The organism is Pseudomonas sp. IT-P218 (assembly GCF_949767605.1).
Taxonomy (GTDB): Bacteria; Pseudomonadota; Gammaproteobacteria; order Pseudomonadales; family Pseudomonadaceae; genus Aquipseudomonas; species Aquipseudomonas putida_AE.
Window position 1 is genome coordinate 1 of sequence record NZ_CATKQQ010000035.1, and the last position, 18438, is coordinate 18438.

At 59.6% G+C, this 18438-nt stretch carries 14 protein-coding genes, 4 tRNA genes and 1 riboswitch; of the genes, 16 read left to right on the forward strand and 2 right to left on the reverse strand.

The genetic code is table 11. The features are described from left to right. Positions 1 to 244 precede the first annotated feature (244 nt). The 7 genes from ACM6I6_RS20075 (at position 245) to astE (ending at position 8121) form a co-directional block, all read left to right on the forward strand. A complete protein-coding gene (locus tag ACM6I6_RS20075) occupies positions 245 to 1465 on the forward strand; it encodes an aspartate aminotransferase family protein (protein WP_274077892.1) in 1221 nt (406 codons plus the stop codon). Between the two features lie 225 nt (positions 1466 to 1690). Further along, complete coding sequence (gene aruF, locus ACM6I6_RS20080; protein WP_046819614.1) at positions 1691 to 2710, forward strand: arginine/ornithine succinyltransferase subunit alpha; 1020 nt, start codon at positions 1691 to 1693, stop codon at positions 2708 to 2710. 73 nt (positions 2711 to 2783) lie between these two features. Further along, positions 2784 to 3809: an arginine N-succinyltransferase gene (gene astA, locus ACM6I6_RS20085; RefSeq protein WP_274077893.1), complete on the forward strand. Its 1026-nt coding sequence runs from the start codon at positions 2784 to 2786 to the stop codon at positions 3807 to 3809. Beyond that, the gene (gene astD, locus ACM6I6_RS20090; protein ID WP_414920612.1) at positions 3806 to 5275 is read left to right on the forward strand and encodes a succinylglutamate-semialdehyde dehydrogenase; all 1470 of its coding nucleotides are present in this window, start codon (positions 3806 to 3808) and stop codon (positions 5273 to 5275) included. Before astA ends, astD begins: the two co-directional genes overlap by 4 nt. 160 nt (positions 5276 to 5435) lie before the next feature. After that, on the forward strand, positions 5436 to 6782 hold the full coding sequence (astB, locus tag ACM6I6_RS20095) for an N-succinylarginine dihydrolase (protein WP_414920610.1): 1347 nt from the start codon (positions 5436 to 5438) through the stop codon (positions 6780 to 6782). 25 nt (positions 6783 to 6807) lie between these two features. Then, positions 6808 to 7098, forward strand: a complete 291-nt coding sequence (locus tag ACM6I6_RS20100; protein ID WP_018926388.1) for a hypothetical protein — start codon at positions 6808 to 6810, stop codon at positions 7096 to 7098. A gap of 12 nt (positions 7099 to 7110) precedes the next feature. After that, positions 7111 to 8121 (forward strand): succinylglutamate desuccinylase, encoded by a 1011-nt coding sequence (gene astE / locus ACM6I6_RS20105; protein WP_274077895.1) that lies wholly within the window; start codon positions 7111 to 7113, stop codon positions 8119 to 8121. A 131-nt stretch (positions 8122 to 8252) separates the two neighbouring features. Here the strand turns inward: astE and ACM6I6_RS20110 are convergent, their stop codons facing one another. After that, complete coding sequence (locus ACM6I6_RS20110; protein WP_323609278.1) at positions 8253 to 8765, reverse strand: 6,7-dimethyl-8-ribityllumazine synthase; 513 nt, start codon at positions 8763 to 8765, stop codon at positions 8253 to 8255. Between the two features lie 101 nt (positions 8766 to 8866). After that, positions 8867 to 9038, reverse strand: a riboswitch (FMN riboswitch). Positions 9039 to 9210: 172 nt separating this feature from the next. Here ACM6I6_RS20110 and ltaE point away from each other — a divergent pair. The 8 genes from ltaE to mgtE all read left to right on the forward strand — a co-directional run bounded on the left by ltaE (position 9211) and on the right by mgtE (position 17030). Further along, positions 9211 to 10215: a low-specificity L-threonine aldolase gene (ltaE, locus tag ACM6I6_RS20115; protein ID WP_414920611.1), complete on the forward strand. Its 1005-nt coding sequence runs from the start codon at positions 9211 to 9213 to the stop codon at positions 10213 to 10215. Positions 10216 to 10361: 146 nt separating this feature from the next. After that, the gene (gene alaS / locus ACM6I6_RS20120; protein ID WP_274077898.1) at positions 10362 to 12983 is read left to right on the forward strand and encodes an alanine--tRNA ligase; all 2622 of its coding nucleotides are present in this window, start codon (positions 10362 to 10364) and stop codon (positions 12981 to 12983) included. Positions 12984 to 13074: 91 nt separating this feature from the next. Beyond that, on the forward strand, positions 13075 to 14316 hold the full coding sequence (locus tag ACM6I6_RS20125; RefSeq protein ID WP_274077899.1) for an aspartate kinase: 1242 nt from the start codon (positions 13075 to 13077) through the stop codon (positions 14314 to 14316). Positions 14317 to 14504: 188 nt separating this feature from the next. Then, positions 14505 to 14693 carry a carbon storage regulator CsrA gene (gene csrA, locus ACM6I6_RS20130; protein ID WP_002554426.1) on the forward strand — a complete coding sequence of 63 codons (189 nt, stop codon included), beginning with the start codon at positions 14505 to 14507 and terminating at the stop codon, positions 14691 to 14693. A 62-nt stretch (positions 14694 to 14755) separates the two neighbouring features. Next, positions 14756 to 14846: transfer RNA gene (locus ACM6I6_RS20135), tRNA-Ser, on the forward strand. Between the two features lie 107 nt (positions 14847 to 14953). After that, positions 14954 to 15030: transfer RNA gene (locus tag ACM6I6_RS20140), tRNA-Arg, on the forward strand. Positions 15031 to 15102: 72 nt separating this feature from the next. Continuing rightward, positions 15103 to 15179: transfer RNA gene (locus ACM6I6_RS20145), tRNA-Arg, on the forward strand. A 408-nt stretch (positions 15180 to 15587) separates the two neighbouring features. Beyond that, positions 15588 to 17030 (forward strand): magnesium transporter, encoded by a 1443-nt coding sequence (gene mgtE, locus ACM6I6_RS20150; protein ID WP_274077900.1) that lies wholly within the window; start codon positions 15588 to 15590, stop codon positions 17028 to 17030. Between the two features lie 105 nt (positions 17031 to 17135). Here mgtE and ACM6I6_RS20155 read toward each other — a convergent pair whose 3' ends face one another. Continuing rightward, positions 17136 to 17462 (reverse strand): Arc family DNA-binding protein, encoded by a 327-nt coding sequence (locus ACM6I6_RS20155; protein WP_003178899.1) that lies wholly within the window; start codon positions 17460 to 17462, stop codon positions 17136 to 17138. 568 nt (positions 17463 to 18030) lie between these two features. Between ACM6I6_RS20155 and ACM6I6_RS20160 the strand changes: the two genes are divergently transcribed. Continuing rightward, positions 18031 to 18107 (forward strand) — tRNA-Arg (locus tag ACM6I6_RS20160). Positions 18108 to 18438 lie beyond the last annotated feature (331 nt).

The window sequence follows — 18438 nt, forward strand, 5'->3', positions numbered from 1 at the left end:
ATCCCTGCCGGCGGCAGCTCCTACGGGGGGTATCGGTTTCCCGCAGAACTGCCTACAAGCGCTCGCGACAGTTTAAACTGCGCCTTTGCGACCCTATATGTCGCATTGCCGTAAACCCGTGGAAAACCGGGGTTTGCGCTATAAGAAGTTGTCGCTTGGCGGCAAGGCCGGGCTGAAAACTGTCCTTACAATCCCCCCATCGCTCGCCAGTTTCAGGCGGGTGTTTTCTCTTCAGGAGACTCCGATGTCCGTTGAGCACGCTGCGGTACAACGCGCCGATTTCGATCAGGTTATGGTTCCCAACTACGCGCCTGCCGCCTTCATTCCAGTGCGTGGCGCCGGTTCCCGCGTCTGGGACCAGTCCGGTCGCGAGCTGATCGATTTCGCCGGCGGTATTGCCGTCAACGTATTGGGCCACGCACATCCGGCGCTGGTCGGTGCCTTGACCGAGCAGGCCAACAAGCTGTGGCATGTGTCCAACGTGTTCACCAATGAGCCGGCCCTGCGCCTTGCCCACAAGCTGGTCGATGCCACCTTTGCCGAGCGTGCCTTCTTCTGCAACTCCGGCGCCGAAGCCAACGAAGCGGCCTTCAAGCTGGCCCGTCGTGTTGGTTTCGACCGCTTCGGCAGCGAGAAGTACGAAATCATCGCCGCGCTCAACAGCTTCCACGGTCGTACCCTGTTCACCGTGAACGTTGGTGGCCAGTCGAAGTACTCCGACGGTTTCGGTCCGAAGATCACCGGTATCACCCACGTGCCGTACAACGATCTGGCCGCGCTGAAAGCCGCCATTTCCGACAAGACCTGCGCTGTGGTCCTGGAGCCGATTCAGGGTGAGAGCGGTGTGATTCCGGCCGAACTGGAATACCTGCAAGGTGCCCGCGAGCTCTGCACCGCGCACAACGCGCTGCTGATCTTCGACGAAGTGCAAACCGGTATGGGCCGTACCGGCCATCTGTTTGCCTACCAGCATTACGGCGTTACCCCCGACATCCTGACCAGCGCCAAGAGCCTGGGCGGCGGTTTCCCGATCGCGGCCATGCTGACCACCGAAGACCTGGCCAAACATCTGGTCGTCGGTACCCACGGCACTACCTACGGCGGCAACCCGCTGGCATGCGCGGTCGCCGAAGCGGTGATCGACGTGATCAACACCCCTGAAGTGCTGGCCGGCGTCAACGCCAAGCACGACAAGTTCAAGGCGCGCCTCGAGCAGATCGGCGAGAAATACGGCCTGTTCACCCAGGTGCGTGGCATGGGCCTGTTGATCGGTTGCGTCCTGAGCGAGGCCTGGAAAGGCAAAGCCAAGGACATCTTCAACGCCGCCGAGCGTGAAGGCCTGATGGTGCTGCAAGCCGGCCCGGACGTGGTGCGTTTCGCCCCGAGCCTGGTGGTGGAAGACGCGGACATCGATGAAGGCCTGGACCGTTTCGAACGCGCTGCGGCAAAACTGACGCAAGCCTGATAGACCCTTCGGCGCCTGCAAGTCAGGCGTCGAACCCAATTTTGTTCCGGGCTGGATCAAAACTGTGGGAGCCAGCCTGCTGGCGATGAGGGCCTGACAGCCAACATCATTGTTGCCTGACAGGACGATATCGCCAGCAGGCTGGCTCCCACAGTTGACTCTGAGTTGTTTCAGGGATGGCCCGGGTTTTTTCTTCTGTAAGTTCTGAGATTAAGGAGTGACACCATGCTGGTGATGCGCCCCGCGCAAATGGCTGATCTGGGCGAGGTACAGCGTCTGGCTGCGGACAGCCCGATTGGTGTCACTTCCTTGCCGGATGACGTTGAACGCCTGAGCGACAAGATCGCCGCGAGCGAAGCCTCGTTCGCCGCCGAAGTCAGCTTCAACGGTGAAGAGAGCTATTTCTTCGTGCTCGAAGACACGGCCACCGGCAAGTTGGTGGGCTGTTCGGCCATCGTCGCTTCGGCGGGTTATTCCGAGCCGTTCTACAGTTTCCGTAATGAAACCTTCGTGCACGCCTCCCGCGAGCTGAAGATTCATAACAAGATCCACGTGCTCTCCCAGTGCCACGACCTGACCGGCAACAGCCTGCTGACCAGTTTCTACGTGCAGCGCGAGCTGGTGGGTTCGCCCTGGGCCGAGCTCAATTCCCGTGGCCGCCTGCTGTTCGTCGCCAGCCACCCGGAGCGTTTCGCCGATTCGGTGGTGACCGAGATCGTCGGTTACAGCGATGAAAATGGCGACTCGCCGTTCTGGGATGCCATCGGTCGCAACTTCTTCGACCTCAACTACGCCGAAGCCGAGCGTCTGTGTGGCCTGAAGAGCCGGACCTTCCTCGCCGAACTGATGCCGCACTACCCGATCTACGTGCCACTGCTGCCGGACTCCGCCCAGGAAGCCATGGGCCAGGTGCACCCACGGGCGCAGATCACCTTCGACATCCTGATGCGCGAAGGCTTCGAAACCGATCACTACATCGACATCTTCGACGGCGGCCCGACCCTGCATGCCCGTGTCTCGGGGATCCGTTCGATCGCCCAGAGCCGTGTGGTGCCGGTGAAGATCGGCGAGCCGGTCAAAGGCGTCGGTCGCCAGTATCTGGTCGCCAATGCCCAGTTGCAGGACTACCGCGCGGTCATGCTCGAGCTTGACTACGCGCCGGGCAAGCCGGTGACCCTGGACCTGGAAACGGCCGAAGCCCTGGGCGTCGGTGAAGGTGCCAGCGTGCGCCTGGTGGCGGTTTAACACCTGCTTCAAAGAATGCTTGGAAAGTAGCGAGTTTCGCGGGTGGCGCAAGCGGCCCGATTGAGGAGATAGCATGATCGTTCGTCCCGTACGCAGCAGCGATTTACCCGCTCTGATCGACCTGGCCCGCAGCACCGGCACCGGCCTGACCACCTTGCCGGCCAACGAAGAGCGTCTGGCCCACCGGGTCGGCTGGGCCGAGAAGACCTTTCGCGGCGAAGCCGGGCGGGGCGATGCGGACTACCTGTTCGTGCTCGAAGACGACAATGGCCGAGTGGTGGGCATTTCCGCCATCGCTGGCGCCGTCGGCCTGCGTGAGCCCTGGTACAACTTCCGGGTCGGCCTGACGGTCAGCGCTTCGCAAGAGCTGAACATCTATCGCGAAATTCCGACCCTGTTCCTGGCCAACGACCTGACCGGCAATTCCGAGCTGTGCTCGCTGTTCCTGCACGCCGATTACCGCAGTGGCCTCAACGGCCGCATGTTGTCCAAGGCGCGGATGCTGTTCATCGCCGAATTCCCACAACTGTTCGGCAACAAGATCATCGCCGAGATGCGCGGTGTTTCCGACGAAGCCGGGCGCTCGCCATTCTGGGAAAGCCTGGGCCGCCACTTCTTCAAGATGGAATTCAGCCAGGCTGACTACCTGACCGGCGTGGGCAACAAGGCGTTCATCGCCGAATTGATGCCGAAGTTCCCGCTGTACACCTGCTTCCTGTCGCCGGATGCGCGCAACGTGATCGGCCAGGTGCACCCGGACACCGAGCCTGCGTTGTCGATGCTCAAGAGCGAAGGCTTCAGCTATCAAGGCTACGTCGACATCTTCGACGCCGGCCCGGCCATCGAGTGCGAAACCGGCAAGATCCGCGCCGTGCGCGACAGCCAGGCACTGGTGCTCGCCGTCGGCACGCCGGGCGACGACGCCACGCCGTTCATCATTCACAACCGCAAGCGCGAAGACTGCCGCATCACCGCTGCTCCGGCACGTCTCGCCGCCGGCACGCTGGTGGTCGATCCGCTGACCGCCAAACGTCTTCAACTCAACGCTGGCGATCAAGTGCGCGCCGTGGCGTTGTCCGCTGCTCGGGAGTCGAAATAATGAAGTCGCTATACATTGCAGGTGAATGGTTGGCAGGTGGGGGCGAAACCTTTGAGTCGCTGAACCCGGTGACCCAGCAAGTGTTGTGGTCCGGCAACGGTGCCACCGTCGATCAGGTCGAGTCGGCCGTGCAGGCTGCACGCCAGGCGTTCCCGACCTGGGCCCGGCGCACCCTGGAAGAGCGCATTGCGGTGCTGGAAGCCTTTGCCACATCCCTGAAAAGTCATGCAGACGAACTGGCCCACGCCATCGGCGAGGAAACCGGCAAGCCCCTGTGGGAGTCGGCCACCGAAGTCACCAGCATGGTCAACAAGATTGCCATCTCGGTGCAGAGCTACCGCGAGCGCACTGGCGAGAAGAGCGGCCCGCTGGGCGACGCCACCGCAGTGCTGCGCCACAAGCCCCACGGCGTGGTGGCGGTATTCGGCCCTTACAACTTCCCAGGTCACTTGCCCAACGGGCATATCGTGCCGGCGCTGCTGGCCGGTAACAGCGTGCTGTTCAAGCCGAGTGAGCTGACGCCGAAAGTCGCCGAGCTGACGGTCAAATGCTGGATCGAAGCCGGGTTGCCGGCGGGCGTCCTGAACCTGCTGCAGGGCGCGCGCGAAACCGGTATCGCCCTGGCGGCGAACCCGGGCATCGACGGCCTGTTCTTCACTGGTTCCAGCCGTACGGGCAATCACCTGCACCAGCAATTTGCCGGTCGCCCGGACAAGATCCTCGCGCTGGAGATGGGCGGTAACAACCCGCTGGTGGTGGATCAGGTCGCCGATCTCGATGCTGCTGTGTACACCATCATCCAGTCGGCGTTCATCTCTGCCGGCCAGCGCTGCACCTGTGCCCGCCGCTTGCTGGTGCCGCAAGGCGCCTGGGGCGACACATTGCTGGCGCGCCTGGTGGCGGTCAGTGCGTCGATTGAAGTCGGTGCATTCGATCAGCAGCCGGCGCCGTTCATGGGCTCGGTGATTTCCCTCGGCGCGGCGAAAGCCTTGATGGATGCCCAGGAACATCTGCTGGCCAACGGCGCCGTGGCGTTGCTGGAAATGACCCAGCCCCAGGCCCAGGCCGCCTTGCTGACCCCGGGCATTGTGGATGTGACGGCGGTGGCCGATCGCCCGGACGAAGAGTTGTTCGGCCCGCTGTTGCAAGTGATCCGCTACGTTGATTTTGAAGCGGCGATCTCTGAAGCCAACGACACTGAATACGGTTTGGCCGCTGGCCTGTTGTCGGATTCCGAGGCGCGTTACCAGCAGTTCTGGCTGGAAAGCCGCGCGGGCATCGTCAACTGGAACAAACAACTGACCGGTGCCGCGAGCAGCGCGCCCTTCGGCGGCGTCGGCGCCTCGGGCAACCATCGCGCCAGCGCTTACTATGCGGCGGATTACTGCGCGTACCCGGTGGCCTCGCTGGAAACGCCGAGCCTGGTGTTGCCTGCCGCTCTGACACCCGGCGTGAAAATGGCGTGATGCCCATCGCCAGCAGGCTGGCTCCCACAGTGATCGGGTCGTACACAAAATGTGTGAACACTACCGAACCTGTGGGAGCCAGCCTGCTGGCGATAGCCGCGCCGCGGTCTTAAATCCAGTTACTGAAGCCATAACAACAGATTCTCGTGGAGCCTCGCTGATGAAATCCTATGAAGTCAATTTTGACGGTCTAGTGGGGCCGACCCATAACTACGGCGGCCTGTCCTACGGCAACGTCGCGTCCCAGAGCAACAGCCAGCAGTCTTCGAATCCGAAGGAAGCGGCGCTGCAAGGCCTGGCGAAGATGAAAGCGCTGATGGACATGGGCTTTCAGCAAGGCGTACTGGCCCCGCAGGAGCGCCCGGACGTGGCCGCCTTGCGCCGCCTGGGTTTCAGCGGCACCGACGCGCAAGTGATCGAATGTGCCGCCAAAGAAGCGATGCCATTGCTGGTGGCCAGTTGCTCGGCATCGAGCATGTGGGTGGCCAACGCCGCCACCGTCAGCCCGAGCGCCGACACCGCGGATGGCCGCGTGCATTTCACCGCCGCCAACCTGAACTGCAAGTACCACCGCAGCATCGAGCATCCGACCACCAGCCGCGTGCTGGGCGCGATGTTCGCCGACCAGAAGCACTTCGCTCACCACGCCGCCTTGCCGGCCGTGGCGCAGTTCGGTGACGAAGGCGCGGCCAACCACACCCGTTTCTGCCGTGCGTACGGCGAAGCCGGCGTCGAGTTCTTCGTGTTCGGTCGCAGTGCCTTCGACACCCGTTACCCGGCACCGCAGAAGTACCCGGCGCGCCAGACCCTCGAAGCGTCCCAGGCGGTCGCTCGCCTGCACGGCCTGAGCGATGACGGCGTGGTCTACGCCCAGCAGAACCCGTCGGTGATCGACCAGGGCGTGTTCCACAATGACGTGATTGCCGTGGGTAATGGCGAAGTGCTGTTCTATCACGAGGATGCTTTCCTCGAGACCGACAAGATGCTCGCCGAACTGCAAAGCAAACTCGCCAGGGTCGGTGGGAAATTTCAGTCAGTGTGCGTTCCGCGTTCCGCAGTAAGCGTCGAAGACGCGGTTCGTTCCTACCTGTTCAATAGCCAACTGCTGTCGCGTCCTGACGGCTCCATGCTGTTGATCGTGCCGGAAGAATGCCGTGGCAACGAGCGCGTATGGCAATACCTGCAGGGTCTGACCAGCTCCGGCGGCCTGATCCGCGAAGTGAAAGTCTTCGATCTCAAGCAGAGCATGCAGAACGGCGGTGGCCCGGCTTGCCTGAGGTTGCGTGTCGCGCTCAACGAAACCGAACTGGCGGCGGTCAACCCAGGGGTTATCATGACGGCACCGTTGTACGGCACTCTGACCGAATGGGTCGAGAAGCATTACCGCGACCGCATGACCGAAAACGATCTGGCGGACCCGCAATTGCTGCTTGAGTGCCGGACGGCACTGGATGAACTGACGCAAATCCTTAAACTGGGCGCGGTTTATCCATTCCAGATCAATTGAAAGTCTCAAACGAGAGCGTAAAAACATGAGCGATACCCTGCAGCTGATCCTTGAAGACACCGACGGCACGCAACTGGAAACCTCCTGCACCCGCGTCGCGGTCATGTGGCAAGGCAAAGAGCTGTGGATCCAGCAGGACGGCCGTGGCCAGTTGCTGATCGGCGTGGACGTCGAAGAAGGCGACGCCGAATACGCCAACCTGCTGTTGCGCCCATTGGCGACTAATCTGGTAAGTCTGCAACTGGAGATGGAACCGGCTGACCTGGGCGACGACGAGGACCACGTTCACGGCCCGGATTGCAATCACGACCATTAAGGAAACCGCTCTATGCTCGCCCTCGGCAAACTGCTTGAACTGACCCTCGCCGGCCGCGAACCGGCGGAGAAGACTCAACTGACTGTCGAAGGCGTGCGCATGCGCTGGTTGAGCGAAGGTGCGCTGGAAGTCCGGCCACCTGAAGTACGCGACAACGGCCTGGACCTGCTGTTATCGGCCGGTATCCACGGCAACGAAACAGCGCCGATCGAACTGCTCGATCGCCTGTTGCATGACATCGCCCGCGGCGACTTGAAGCCGCGTGCCCGAATTCTGTTCCTGTTCGGCAACCCCGAAGCGATTCGCAAGGGTGAGCGTTTCGTCGAGCAGGACGTCAATCGGCTGTTCAACGGCCGTCACGAGCAAAGCAGTGGCTCCGAAGCCCTGCGTGCCTGTGAGCTGGAACGCCTGGCGGCGAGTTTCTTCAGCCTGCCGGATCGCCAGCGACTGCACTACGACCTGCACACGGCGATTCGTGGTTCGAAAATCGAACAGTTCGCCTTGTACCCCTGGAAGGAAGATCGCCAGCATTCGCGCCAGGAGTTGGCCCGTCTGCGCGCCGCCGGCATGGAGGCGGTGCTGTTGCAGAACAAGCCGTCCATCGTCTTCAGTTCCTACACCTATGACAAGCTCGGTGCCGAGGCCTTCACCCTTGAACTGGGCAAGGCGCGGCCGTTCGGGCAGAACGACGGGGTGAATGTCTCCCGGCTGGAAACCCGCCTCAAGCAGATCATCGAAGGCACCGAGCCCGAGATGGCTGAAGAGGCGCTGGACGGTTTGCAGCTGTTCAGCGTGGCACGGGAAATCATCAAGCACAGCGACAGCTTCCGCCTGAACCTGCCCGTGGACATCGAGAACTTTTCCGAGCTGGAAGTGGGTTACCTGCTGGCGGAAGACATCGCCAATACGCGCTGGATCATCGAGGAGGAGGGCGCCCGGATCATCTTCCCGAACCCCAAGGTGAAAAACGGCCTGCGCGCCGGCATCCTGATCGTGCCGACCACCGACGATAACCTCACCTGATTACAATTCCCGTCCCAACATAAAACCCACTGTAGGAGCTGCCGCAGGCTGCGATCTTTTGATCTTGATCTTTAAAATCAAAAGATCGCAGCCTCGTTTCACTCGGCAGCTCCTACAGGGTGAGTCGGTGTTTAGACCGCTACCGCCCGCGGTTCAGTGCGACGCAAGTTGCGGATTTTCGCCAGCGTATCCGCACACGTCTTCGCCGCTTCCTGACCTTTGTGCACGAAGTGATCGAAGAAGAACTTATGATGCAGTTCTTCACCGGCATGGAAGTGATGCGGGGTCAGGGATACCGAGAACACCGGCACTTCGGTTTCCAGTTGAACCTGCATCAGGCCGCTGACCACTGACTGGGCGACGAACTCGTGACGGTAGATCCCGCCGTCCACCACCAGGGCTGCGGCGACGATGCCGGCATAACGGCCGGTCTTGGCCAGCAACTTGGCGTGCAGGGGCATTTCAAAGGCGCCGCCGACTTCGAAGAAATCGATGTCGGATTCCTGATAACCCTGGGCAATCATTTCAGCGACGAAGCCTTTACGGCTCTGGTCGACAATATCCTTGTGCCAGCAGGCCTGGATAAACGCTACGCGCTCGCCGTGATGGTGTTTGCTTTTGCTGTCGATTGCGGTGGGTTGCATGTTCTGATTCCTGTTTGTGTGAAAAACAGGGCTTATGAATCGAATGGGATTTTAGGGTACGCACGCTCGCACGAGTGCTGCGGACGGCCCTTTTGCGCCAATCCCGTTCTCTCTTCATCCGGACTATGACCGTCGGCCCCGGAATCACACCGGGTCTGCTGACCTTGTCGCCACTCACGGCAAAGGCCGTGTCTGACACCAAGCGCTCGCGGGCTATGCGTGTTGCACGCAATTACCGCCGGTGGGGAGTTGCACCCCGCCCTGAGAACGTTTTGCTGCCAGATTGTTTGGCAGTGCAGCGTTTTTATCACATATTTCCTACGCGCGCATCGGTGCTTTCGGATGATTGTTATCGAGTTTTCCGTTGCATTAGGGTTGATTATTCATCGACTTGACCGCAGTAATCCCTTCCTGAACACGATTTCCTGTTTACGAGGCCCGAGTCATGAGTGTGATTGATCTTCGCAGCGACACCGTCACCCAACCCACCCCTGGCATGCTCGAGGCGATGGCCACGGCCGCCACCGGTGACGATGTGTATGGCGAAGATCCGACGGTCAACCGCCTGGAAGCTGAACTGGCAGACCGCCTGGGGTTTGCTGCCGCCCTGTTTGTCCCGACGGGCACCATGAGCAACCTGCTGGGCCTGATGGCCCATTGCGAGCGCGGTGACGAATACATCGTCGGTCAGCAGGCGCACACCTATAAGTACGAAGGTGGCGGGGCGGCGGTACTCGGCTCGATCCAGCCGCAGCCGTTGGAAGTGCAGGCCGATGGCTCGCTGGACCTTTCCCAGATTGCCTCGGCGATCAAGCCGGACGATTTCCATTTCGCTCGCACCCGTTTGCTGGCGTTGGAAAACACCATGCAGGGCAAGGTCCTGCCCCTGGAATACCTGGCCCGGGCCCGCAGCTTTACCCGTGAGCACGGGTTGCAACTGCACCTGGACGGCGCGCGGCTGTACAACGCAGCGGTGAAGCTGGGTGTCGATGCCCGGGAAATCACCCGGCACTTCGATTCAGTCTCGGTGTGCCTGTCCAAAGGCCTGGGCGCCCCGGTGGGTTCGGTGCTGTGTGGCTCGGTCGAATTGATCGGCAAGGCCCGACGCCTGCGCAAGATGGTCGGCGGCGGCATGCGCCAGGCCGGGATTCTGGCGGCGGCAGGCCTGTACGCGCTGGAGCATAACGTTCAGCGCCTGGCCGACGACCACGCCAACGCCCAATTGCTCGCCGAAGGCCTGCGCGCAGCAGGGTTCGAGGTCGAGCCGGTGCAGACCAATATGGTTTACGTTGCAATCGGCGACAAGGCCGAAGCACTCAAGGCGTTCGCCGCCGAGCGCGGGATCGTGCTCAGTGCTGCCGCGCGCTTGCGCTTGGTCACGCACATGGACGTCAGTCGCGCGCAAATCGAGCAGGTCGTCGCGACATTCGTCGACTTTTCCAGTAAGTGATAGCGTTAGCGCTCCAATTGACCGTTTCTATCGTATAAACACGCTGTACCCCGCGCGCAGGGCCGATATAATGCGGCCCTTTGCCGTCGCTTCGTCTGTTGACGTTTCGAACAGGCCTTTGGCCGCAGCCTCCGTGGAAGAACCTAATGAAAAGCGCAGAAATCCGTGAAGCCTTCCTTCGCTTCTTCGAAGAGCAAGGCCACACCCGTGTAGCCTCCAGCTCTTTGATTCCGGGCAACGACCCAACCCTGCTGTTCACCAACGCGGGGATGAACCAGTTCAAGGACTGCTTCCTGGGCCAGGAAAAGCGCGCGTACACCCGTGCCGTTTCCAGCCAGAAATGCGTGCGCGCCGGCGGCAAGCACAACGACCTGGAAAACGTCGGTTATACCGCCCGTCACCACACCTTCTTCGAAATGCTGGGTAACTTCAGCTTCGGTGACTACTTCAAGCGTGACGCCATCACCTACGCCTGGAACTTCCTGACCTCCGACAAGTGGCTGAACCTGCCGAAGGAAAAACTCTGGGTCACCGTCTACGCCAGCGATGACGAGGCGTACGACATCTGGACCAAGGAAATCGGGGTGCCGGCCGAGCGCATGGTGCGTATTGGCGACAACAAGGGCGCGCCTTACGCGTCCGACAACTTCTGGACCATGGGCGATACCGGCCCGTGCGGTCCTTGCACCGAGATTTTCTACGACCACGGCGCCGACATCTGGGGTGGCCCACCGGGCTCGCCGGAAGAAGACGGCGACCGCTACATCGAAATCTGGAACAACGTGTTCATGCAGTTCAACCGCACCGCCGATGGCGTGCTGCACCCGCTGCCAGCGCCGTCGGTGGACACCGGCATGGGCCTGGAGCGGATCAGTGCCGTGCTGCAGCACGTTCACTCGAACTATGAAATCGACCTGTTCCAAAGCCTGCTGAGCGCATCGGCCAAGGCCATCGGTTGCACCAACGATAACCAGGCTTCCCTGAAAGTCGTGGCTGACCACATTCGTTCCTGCGGTTTCCTGATTGCCGATGGCGTGCTGCCATCCAACGAAGGACGTGGCTATGTGCTGCGCCGCATCATTCGTCGCGCTTGCCGTCACGGCAACAAGCTGGGCGCCAAGGGCAGCTTCTTCTATCAGATCGTCGCGGCCCTGGTCGCCGAGATGGGCGAAGCCTTCCCTGAGCTGAAATCCCAGCAGGCGCACATCGAGCGCGTGCTCAAGGCCGAAGAAGAGCAATTCGCCAAGACCCTGGAGCAGGGCCTGAAAATCCTCGAGCAGGATCTGGCCGAGCTCAAGGGCGACGTGGTTCCGGGCGATGTCGTGTTCAAGCTCTACGACACCTACGGTTTCCCGATGGACCTGACGGGCGACATCGCTCGCGAGCGCAGCCTGACCATCGACGAAGCCGGTTTCGAGCGCGAGATGGAAGCCCAGCGCGTGCGTGCACGTTCGGCCAGTTCCTTCGGCATGGACTACAACAGCCTGGTCAAGGTTGATGTCGATACCGAATTCACCGGTTACAGCGCTCACAGCGGTTCGGCCAAGATCGTTGCCATCTATAAAGACGGGCAGTCGGTCGACGTACTGAGCGAAGGCCAGGAGGGTGTGATCGTTCTCGATCAGACGCCGTTCTATGCCGAATCCGGTGGTCAGATTGGTGATTGCGGCTTCCTCCAGGCTGGCGCTGCGCGTTTCGACGTGCGCGACACCACCAAGACCGGCGGTGCGTTCCTGCACCACGGTGTGCTGGACTCGGGCAGCCTGATCGTTGGCTCGCCAGTTCAAGCGCAGGTGGATGCCGACGTGCGCCACGCCACCTCGCTGAACCACTCCGCGACTCACTTGCTGCACGCCGCATTGCGTCAGGTGCTGGGCGATCACGTTCAGCAGAAAGGCTCGCTGGTCGACAGTCAGCGCCTGCGCTTCGACTTCAGCCACTTCGAAGCCATCAAGCCTGAACAGCTCAAAGCGCTGGAAGACATCGTCAACGCCGAAATTCGCAAGAACTCCGAAGTTGAAACCGAAGAAACCGACATCGAAACCGCCAAGCAGAAAGGCGCCATGGCGCTGTTCGGCGAAAAATACGGCGACAACGTGCGCGTGCTGAGCATGGGCGACTTCTCCGTCGAACTGTGCGGCGGTATCCATGCCAATCGCACCGGCGACATCGGCCTGCTGAAAATCATCAGCGAAGGCGGTGTGGCTTCGGGTGTGCGTCGTATCGAAGCGGTCACTGGTGCTGCGGCACTGGCCTACTTGAACGCGGCGGAAGAGCAACTCAAGGAAGCGGCCAGCCTGGTCAAGGGCAGCCGCGACAACCTGATCGACAAGCTGTCGGCTGTGCTGGAGCGCAACCGTCTGCTGGAGAAGCAACTCGAGCAGTTGCAAGCCAAGGCCGCCAGTGCGGCGGGTGATGACCTGTCGGCGCAAGCCCAGGACGTCAAGGGCGTGAAAGTGCTGGCCGTGCGTCTGGACGGTCAGGATGGCAAGGCGCTGCTGGCGCTGGTCGATCAACTGAAAAACAAACTCGGCCGCGCAGTGATCCTGCTCGGCAGTGTCCATGAGGAAAAGGTCGTTCTGGTTGCAGGCGTAACCAAAGACCTGACTGGCCAACTCAAAGCCGGTGATTTGATGAAACAAGCCGCTGCGGCAGTGGGCGGGAAGGGCGGTGGTCGTCCAGACATGGCGCAAGGCGGCGGTACGGACGCTGGCGCCCTGGACGCGGCACTGGCGCTGACCGTTCCGTTTGTAGAGCAGGGTTTATAAGGCAGTGCCTGCGGCCCGCAGTCTAGTGGCGGGTCGCAACGCTGTTTGAGTGATTATTTGGGCGCCCTTCATGGGCAGAGGCGGCTTTGAAATGGCTTTGATCGTACAGAAATTTGGAGGCACCTCGGTCGGCACCGTCGAGAGAATCGAGCAGGTTGCCGACAAGGTTAAGAAATTCCGCGATGCCGGCGATGACCTGGTGGTTGTGCTGTCTGCAATGAGCGGCGAAACCAACCGTCTGATCGATCTGGCCAAGCAAATCAGTGGCGGCGATCAACCGGTTCCTCGCGAGCTGGACGTGATCGTTTCCACCGGTGAGCAGGTGACGATTGCCCTGCTGGCCATGGCGCTGATGAAGCGCGGTGTGCCTGCAGTGTCCTACACCGGCAACCAGGTACGGATCCTGACGGATAGCGCGCACAATAAAGCGCGTATCCTGCAGATCGACGACCAGAAGATTCGCGGCGACCTGAAGGCCGGTCGCGTGGTGGTTGTCGCCGGTTTCCAGGGCGTCGACGAGCACGGCAACATCACCACCCTCGGTCGTGGCGGTTCCGACACCACCGGCGTGGCCCTGGCGGCAGCCTTGAAGGCTGACGAGTGCCAGATCTACACCGACGTCGATGGCGTCTACACCACTGACCCGCGCGTCGTGTCCGTGGCCCAGCGCCTGGACAAGATCACCTTCGAAGAGATGCTGGAAATGGCCAGCCTCGGTTCCAAGGTGCTGCAGATCCGTGCGGTGGAGTTCGCCGGCAAGTACAACGTCCCGCTGCGCGTACTGCACAGCTTCAAGGAGGGTCCGGGCACCCTCATTACTATTGATGAAGAGGAAACCATGGAACAGCCGATCATTTCCGGTATCGCTTTCAACCGCGATGAAGCCAAGCTGACCATCCGTGGCGTGCCAGACATCCCGGGCGTTGCCTTCAAGATTCTCGGCCCTATCAGCGCCGCGAACATCGAAGTCGACATGATCGTGCAGAACGTTGCGCACGATAACACCACCGACTTCACCTTCACCGTGCACCGCAACGACTACCAGGCGGCGCAGACCGTGCTGGAAAAGACCGCCAGTGAGCTGGGTGCCCGTGAAGTCATCGGCGACACCAAGATCGCCAAGGTGTCGATCGTCGGCGTTGGCATGCGCTCCCACGCGGGCGTCGCCAGCCGCATGTTCGAAGCACTGGCCAAGGAAACCATCAACATCCAGATGATCTCCACGTCGGAAATCAAGGTCTCCGTCGTGATCGAAGAGAAGTACCTGGAACTGGCTGTGCGCGCCTTGCACACGGCTTTCGAACTGGACGCACCGGTCCGCCAGGGCGAGTGATGCGTTTGCCAAAGGGCGCGGTCTGACCGCGCCCTTTGTTTTTTTGCAAGGCGCGACCCCAAGGCTGTTCTTTTGCTCGCGCTGGTCAATACTCAGGCATGTAGGCCAACGACCATTTTGGTTGTAGGTCGAGTGCCTTTTTTTTGCAGACTGTTGTCCCTGAAAATGTAATGCGTGAGGAGAAAGGTATGCTGATTCTGACTCGTCGGTGCGCAGAAAGCCTGATTATTGGTGATGGCGAAATCACCGTGACCGTGCTCGGCGTCAAAGGAAATCAAGTGCGTATCGGTGTCAACGCCCCGAAAGAGGTTGCGGTCCACCGTGAGGAAATTTACCTGCGTATAAAGAAAGAGAAGGACGAAGAACCAAGCCATTAATTTTTATCGTTTTTTATGTTTGCAAACGGGGAAAAGGTTGGTTAAGATACGCCCCGTGTTGCGGAGAGCTGGCCGAGTGGCCGAAGGCGCTCCCCTGCTAAGGGAGTACACCTCAAAAGGGTGTCGGGGGTTCGAATCCCCCGTTCTCCGCCATTATTTGCGTAGTACGTTGTAATCTGGCTTCTTCGGTAAGTTGTTGAAATTACTAGAAAAAGTGCTTGACATAGAGATTAGACGGCCTATAATGCGCGGCAACAAATGCACTCGTAGCTCAGCTGGATAGAGTACTCGGCTACGAACCGAGCGGTCACAGGTTCGAATCCTGTCGAGTGCACCATTTAAGAGTTGTTTGCAGTGATGTGAATGACTTGGCTCCAACCAGTTGTGATCTGGTATAAAAACACAAAATGCACTCGTAGCTCAGCTGGATAGAGTACTCGGCTACGAACCGAGCGGTCACAGGTTCGAATCCTGTCGAGTGCACCATACAACAAAAAGCCCGCTTTTTAAGCGGGCTTTTTGCCGTCTGGGATTTGGCTTTTCCCTTCCTGCATCCTCTCTCGTCGAACTCGATGCTCTTCCTCCATGACGGCTACCGATCAAGGTAGGCGCCCGCATTTTCCATCGCCATTGTGTTTTCTTTTCCAGATGGGTCGTCGCACTTTGTAGTGTCAGGCGCGCGCTCAAGATTGTTTCGCAAGCGCTTGTTTCAGCCATGATTTTTTAACGTTTTAAGCCGTCAGTCGGTGTATCATTGCGCCCGTCAGCCCCGCCGGGGCTTTTGGATTACTTCCATGGACTTACCCAGTAGTTACTCAATACCCCGTTTTTCCAATCATGAATTGACTGATTGATCCTTCCGGCGCGCCCCGCTGCTGGGAGTGGAGTTCGCCTATGTCTGAAGTTGAAGTAAAGAAAACGCAGGAAAGCTTGCAGGACCGCCTGGCTCAAGTCGTTGAGCTGTTGCAGCGTCAGCGAGTGGTTGAAGACCTGACTCATCGCCAGGAAGGTCCGAATCAGGATCGCGTCGAAAACCTGGTTCACCGGCAAAATCTGGTCGAGCTGCAACGCAAGCTCGATGACCTGCACTCCGCCGACGTCGCCTATATTCTCGAAGCCTTGCCGCTGGATGACCGCCTGACGCTTTGGCAATTGGTCAAGGCTGATCGCGACGGCGACATCCTGCTCGAAGTATCCGATTCGGTTCGTGAAACCCTGATCGCCGACATGGACGATCACGAGCTCCTGGCCGCGGCCAAGGATATGGATGCCGACGAACTGGCTGACCTGGCTTCCGAGCTGCCGCGGGATGTCGTCCACGAGCTGATGGAAACCCTCGATGCTCAGCAGCGCGAGCGAGTGCGCTCGGCGTTGTCCTATGACGAGGACCAGGTCGGCGCACTGATGGACTTCGAGATGGTTACCATCCGCGAGGATGTCAGCCTCGAAGTGGTTCTGCGCTATCTGCGACGCCTCAAGGAGCTGCCAGGCCATACCGACAAACTGTTCGTGGTTGACTACGACGGTGTGCTCAAGGGGGTGCTGCCGATCAAGCGCCTGCTGGTCAATGATCCGGACAAGCAGGTTTCGGAAGTCATGGCCAGCGATCCGGTGAGTTTCCATCCGGATGAAGAAGCCTACGATGCTGCCCAGGCGTTTGAGCGTTACGACTTGATCTCGGCGCCCGTCGTCGACAAGAACGGCAAGCTGATCGGCCGTCTGACCATCGATGAAATGGTCGACCTGATTCGTGAAGAGAGCGAAAGCGAAGTTCTCAACATGGCGGGTCTGCGGGAAGAAGAAGATATTTTTGCGTCGGTCTGGAAGTCCCTGCGTAACCGCTGGGCCTGGCTGGCGGTGAACCTGATCACTGCATTCGTTGCTTCCCGGGTGATTGGCCTGTTCGAAGGCTCCATCGAGAAGCTGGTGGCGCTGGCCGCATTGATGCCGATCGTTGCGGGTATCGGCGGTAACTCCGGCAACCAGACCATCACCATGATCGTCCGGGCCATGGCGCTGGATCAGGTGAGCACGGGTAATACTTCGCGGCTGATGCGCAAGGAGCTGGCGGTAGCCCTGATCAATGGCGTGATTTGGGGTGGGGTGATCGGTGTGGTCGCCTACCTGTTGTATGGGAGCTGGTCGCTCGGTGTCGTGATGACCGCTGCCATGACCCTCAATCTGTTGCTTGCAGCTTTGATGGGGGTCTTGATCCCGATGACGCTGGCGCGACTCGGACGGGATCCGGCCATGGGCGCCAGTGTGATGATTACCGCCATGACCGACAGTGGCGGCTTCTTTATCTTCCTGGGGCTGGCAACGATTTTCCTGCTCTGAGATGTTTGATTTAAAGCCCGCCCGCCATATGGCGGGCTTTTTTATGGCCAAATTTAAGGCAAAAAAAAGCCAGCGATCACGCTGGCTTGAGCTTGCGGGGACGAATCAGGAAGCGTCTGCAGCCATCTCGGCGTCATGGGCGATCAATGAGACAAGCGCGTTTTGCTGACGGTGAGAGAGTTGGCGGAAGCGTTGCAGCAGTTCGCGCTCGTGCAATGACAGCTCCGGGCTGTCCAGGCGCATGCTCAGCTCTTCGCCCAGTGCGCCTTCCTGAATGAGACTCTGCTCCAGGCGCGCAATGATTTCGGAGTTCATGCTGCGGTGATGATTGCGAGCCACCTCGGCAATGCGTTCACGCATTCCGTCTGGCAGACGTACGACGAACTTGTCAGCCGTACGGCTGGAATAAATTGCCTGTTTCAATGGGCGCATATATTTAACCGGTTAGTTCAGGGGAGCGGTTCTCGGGATTGGCCGCAGGATGTCTGATAGGACAAGCGCTCTGGCCAAATGTTCAACCTGAATTGATTGAAGCTGGCATCATGCCTCAAGCTCGCCAGATCATTGGCGCCAATTCTGTGACAAATATTGAGCTGGATAAAGGCGTTCTGCCAGCACCAGTTATCAGAAATGCGGACTGGTTTTGAAAATTGCCGGGTCCGTCTCTCTGGCCGCGTCCTTTGCCCTCCAGTTCTCTGGAAAAAACCGAGGGGCATCCCATGCGTATTCGATCACTGTTCCTTATGTGTACAGGATAGTGGCAATTGGCCGATTTACTAGTGGCAAGCGTGTAACGAGAGTCGTTTAGGATGGGTGGCAGGCAGTTTTTTTCGTGGCTGTCCCTTCCTGGGAGGGGAGGGCCTGGCTTGTGTGCTAAAAGTCCGAGCCCGCGCGTGACATCTGCCTACACTTAAAAAGCCCACGGATGACATGACAAAGGCAGGCTCGCCCGTTAACATGCACGCCGTCTATCGCTGCGCGAATTTCGCCGGCATCTTGTGTCTCAGTAGCTCAATTGGATAGAGCATCCCCCTCCTAAGGGGAAGGTTGGCAGTTCGAACCTGCCCTGGGACACCACATACATCCAGCCTTCAGCAGTTCATGATTCGCTCACCCAAATCGTTATGGGTGCAAAGGGATTGCTTCAGGCATAAAAAGCCCTGCTCAGATCAGTATCTGGCGGGGCTTTTTCATATGGGTGATTGCCTGGAGTTCTCTCCTATATAGAAGAGGGCGGCTAATTCCCACTCAAATGCCTTTTTGATAGAAATAGTAAATCAGTGGTTGACGGCAGATTTCAGAAGCCTATAATTCGCCCCACTTCCGGCGCAGTCGAAACGGAAAACTCCTTGGTAAACAATGAGTTACCCAGTTTTGACAGCAGGTTGCTTCAGTTCATCGAAGCCAA

What these genes read in the sequence shown, in the direction of transcription:
- ACM6I6_RS20075 (WP_274077892.1), top strand. Translation starts at nt 245, where the DNA reads ATGTCCGTTGAGCACGCTGCGGTACAACGCGCCGATTTCGATCAGGTT.
- aruF (WP_046819614.1), top strand. Translation starts at nt 1,691, where the DNA reads ATGCTGGTGATGCGCCCCGCGCAAATGGCTGATCTGGGCGAGGTACAG.
- astA (WP_274077893.1), top strand. Translation starts at nt 2,784, where the DNA reads ATGATCGTTCGTCCCGTACGCAGCAGCGATTTACCCGCTCTGATCGAC.
- astB (WP_414920610.1), top strand. Translation starts at nt 5,436, where the DNA reads ATGAAATCCTATGAAGTCAATTTTGACGGTCTAGTGGGGCCGACCCAT.
- ACM6I6_RS20100 (WP_018926388.1), top strand. Translation starts at nt 6,808, where the DNA reads ATGAGCGATACCCTGCAGCTGATCCTTGAAGACACCGACGGCACGCAA.
- astE (WP_274077895.1), top strand. Translation starts at nt 7,111, where the DNA reads ATGCTCGCCCTCGGCAAACTGCTTGAACTGACCCTCGCCGGCCGCGAA.
- ACM6I6_RS20110 (WP_323609278.1), bottom strand. Translation starts at nt 8,765, where the DNA reads ATGCAACCCACCGCAATCGACAGCAAAAGCAAACACCATCACGGCGAG.
- ltaE (WP_414920611.1), top strand. Translation starts at nt 9,211, where the DNA reads ATGAGTGTGATTGATCTTCGCAGCGACACCGTCACCCAACCCACCCCT.
- alaS (WP_274077898.1), top strand. Translation starts at nt 10,362, where the DNA reads ATGAAAAGCGCAGAAATCCGTGAAGCCTTCCTTCGCTTCTTCGAAGAG.
- ACM6I6_RS20125 (WP_274077899.1), top strand. Translation starts at nt 13,075, where the DNA reads ATGGCTTTGATCGTACAGAAATTTGGAGGCACCTCGGTCGGCACCGTC.
- csrA (WP_002554426.1), top strand. Translation starts at nt 14,505, where the DNA reads ATGCTGATTCTGACTCGTCGGTGCGCAGAAAGCCTGATTATTGGTGAT.
- mgtE (WP_274077900.1), top strand. Translation starts at nt 15,588, where the DNA reads ATGTCTGAAGTTGAAGTAAAGAAAACGCAGGAAAGCTTGCAGGACCGC.
- ACM6I6_RS20155 (WP_003178899.1), bottom strand. Translation starts at nt 17,462, where the DNA reads ATGCGCCCATTGAAACAGGCAATTTATTCCAGCCGTACGGCTGACAAG.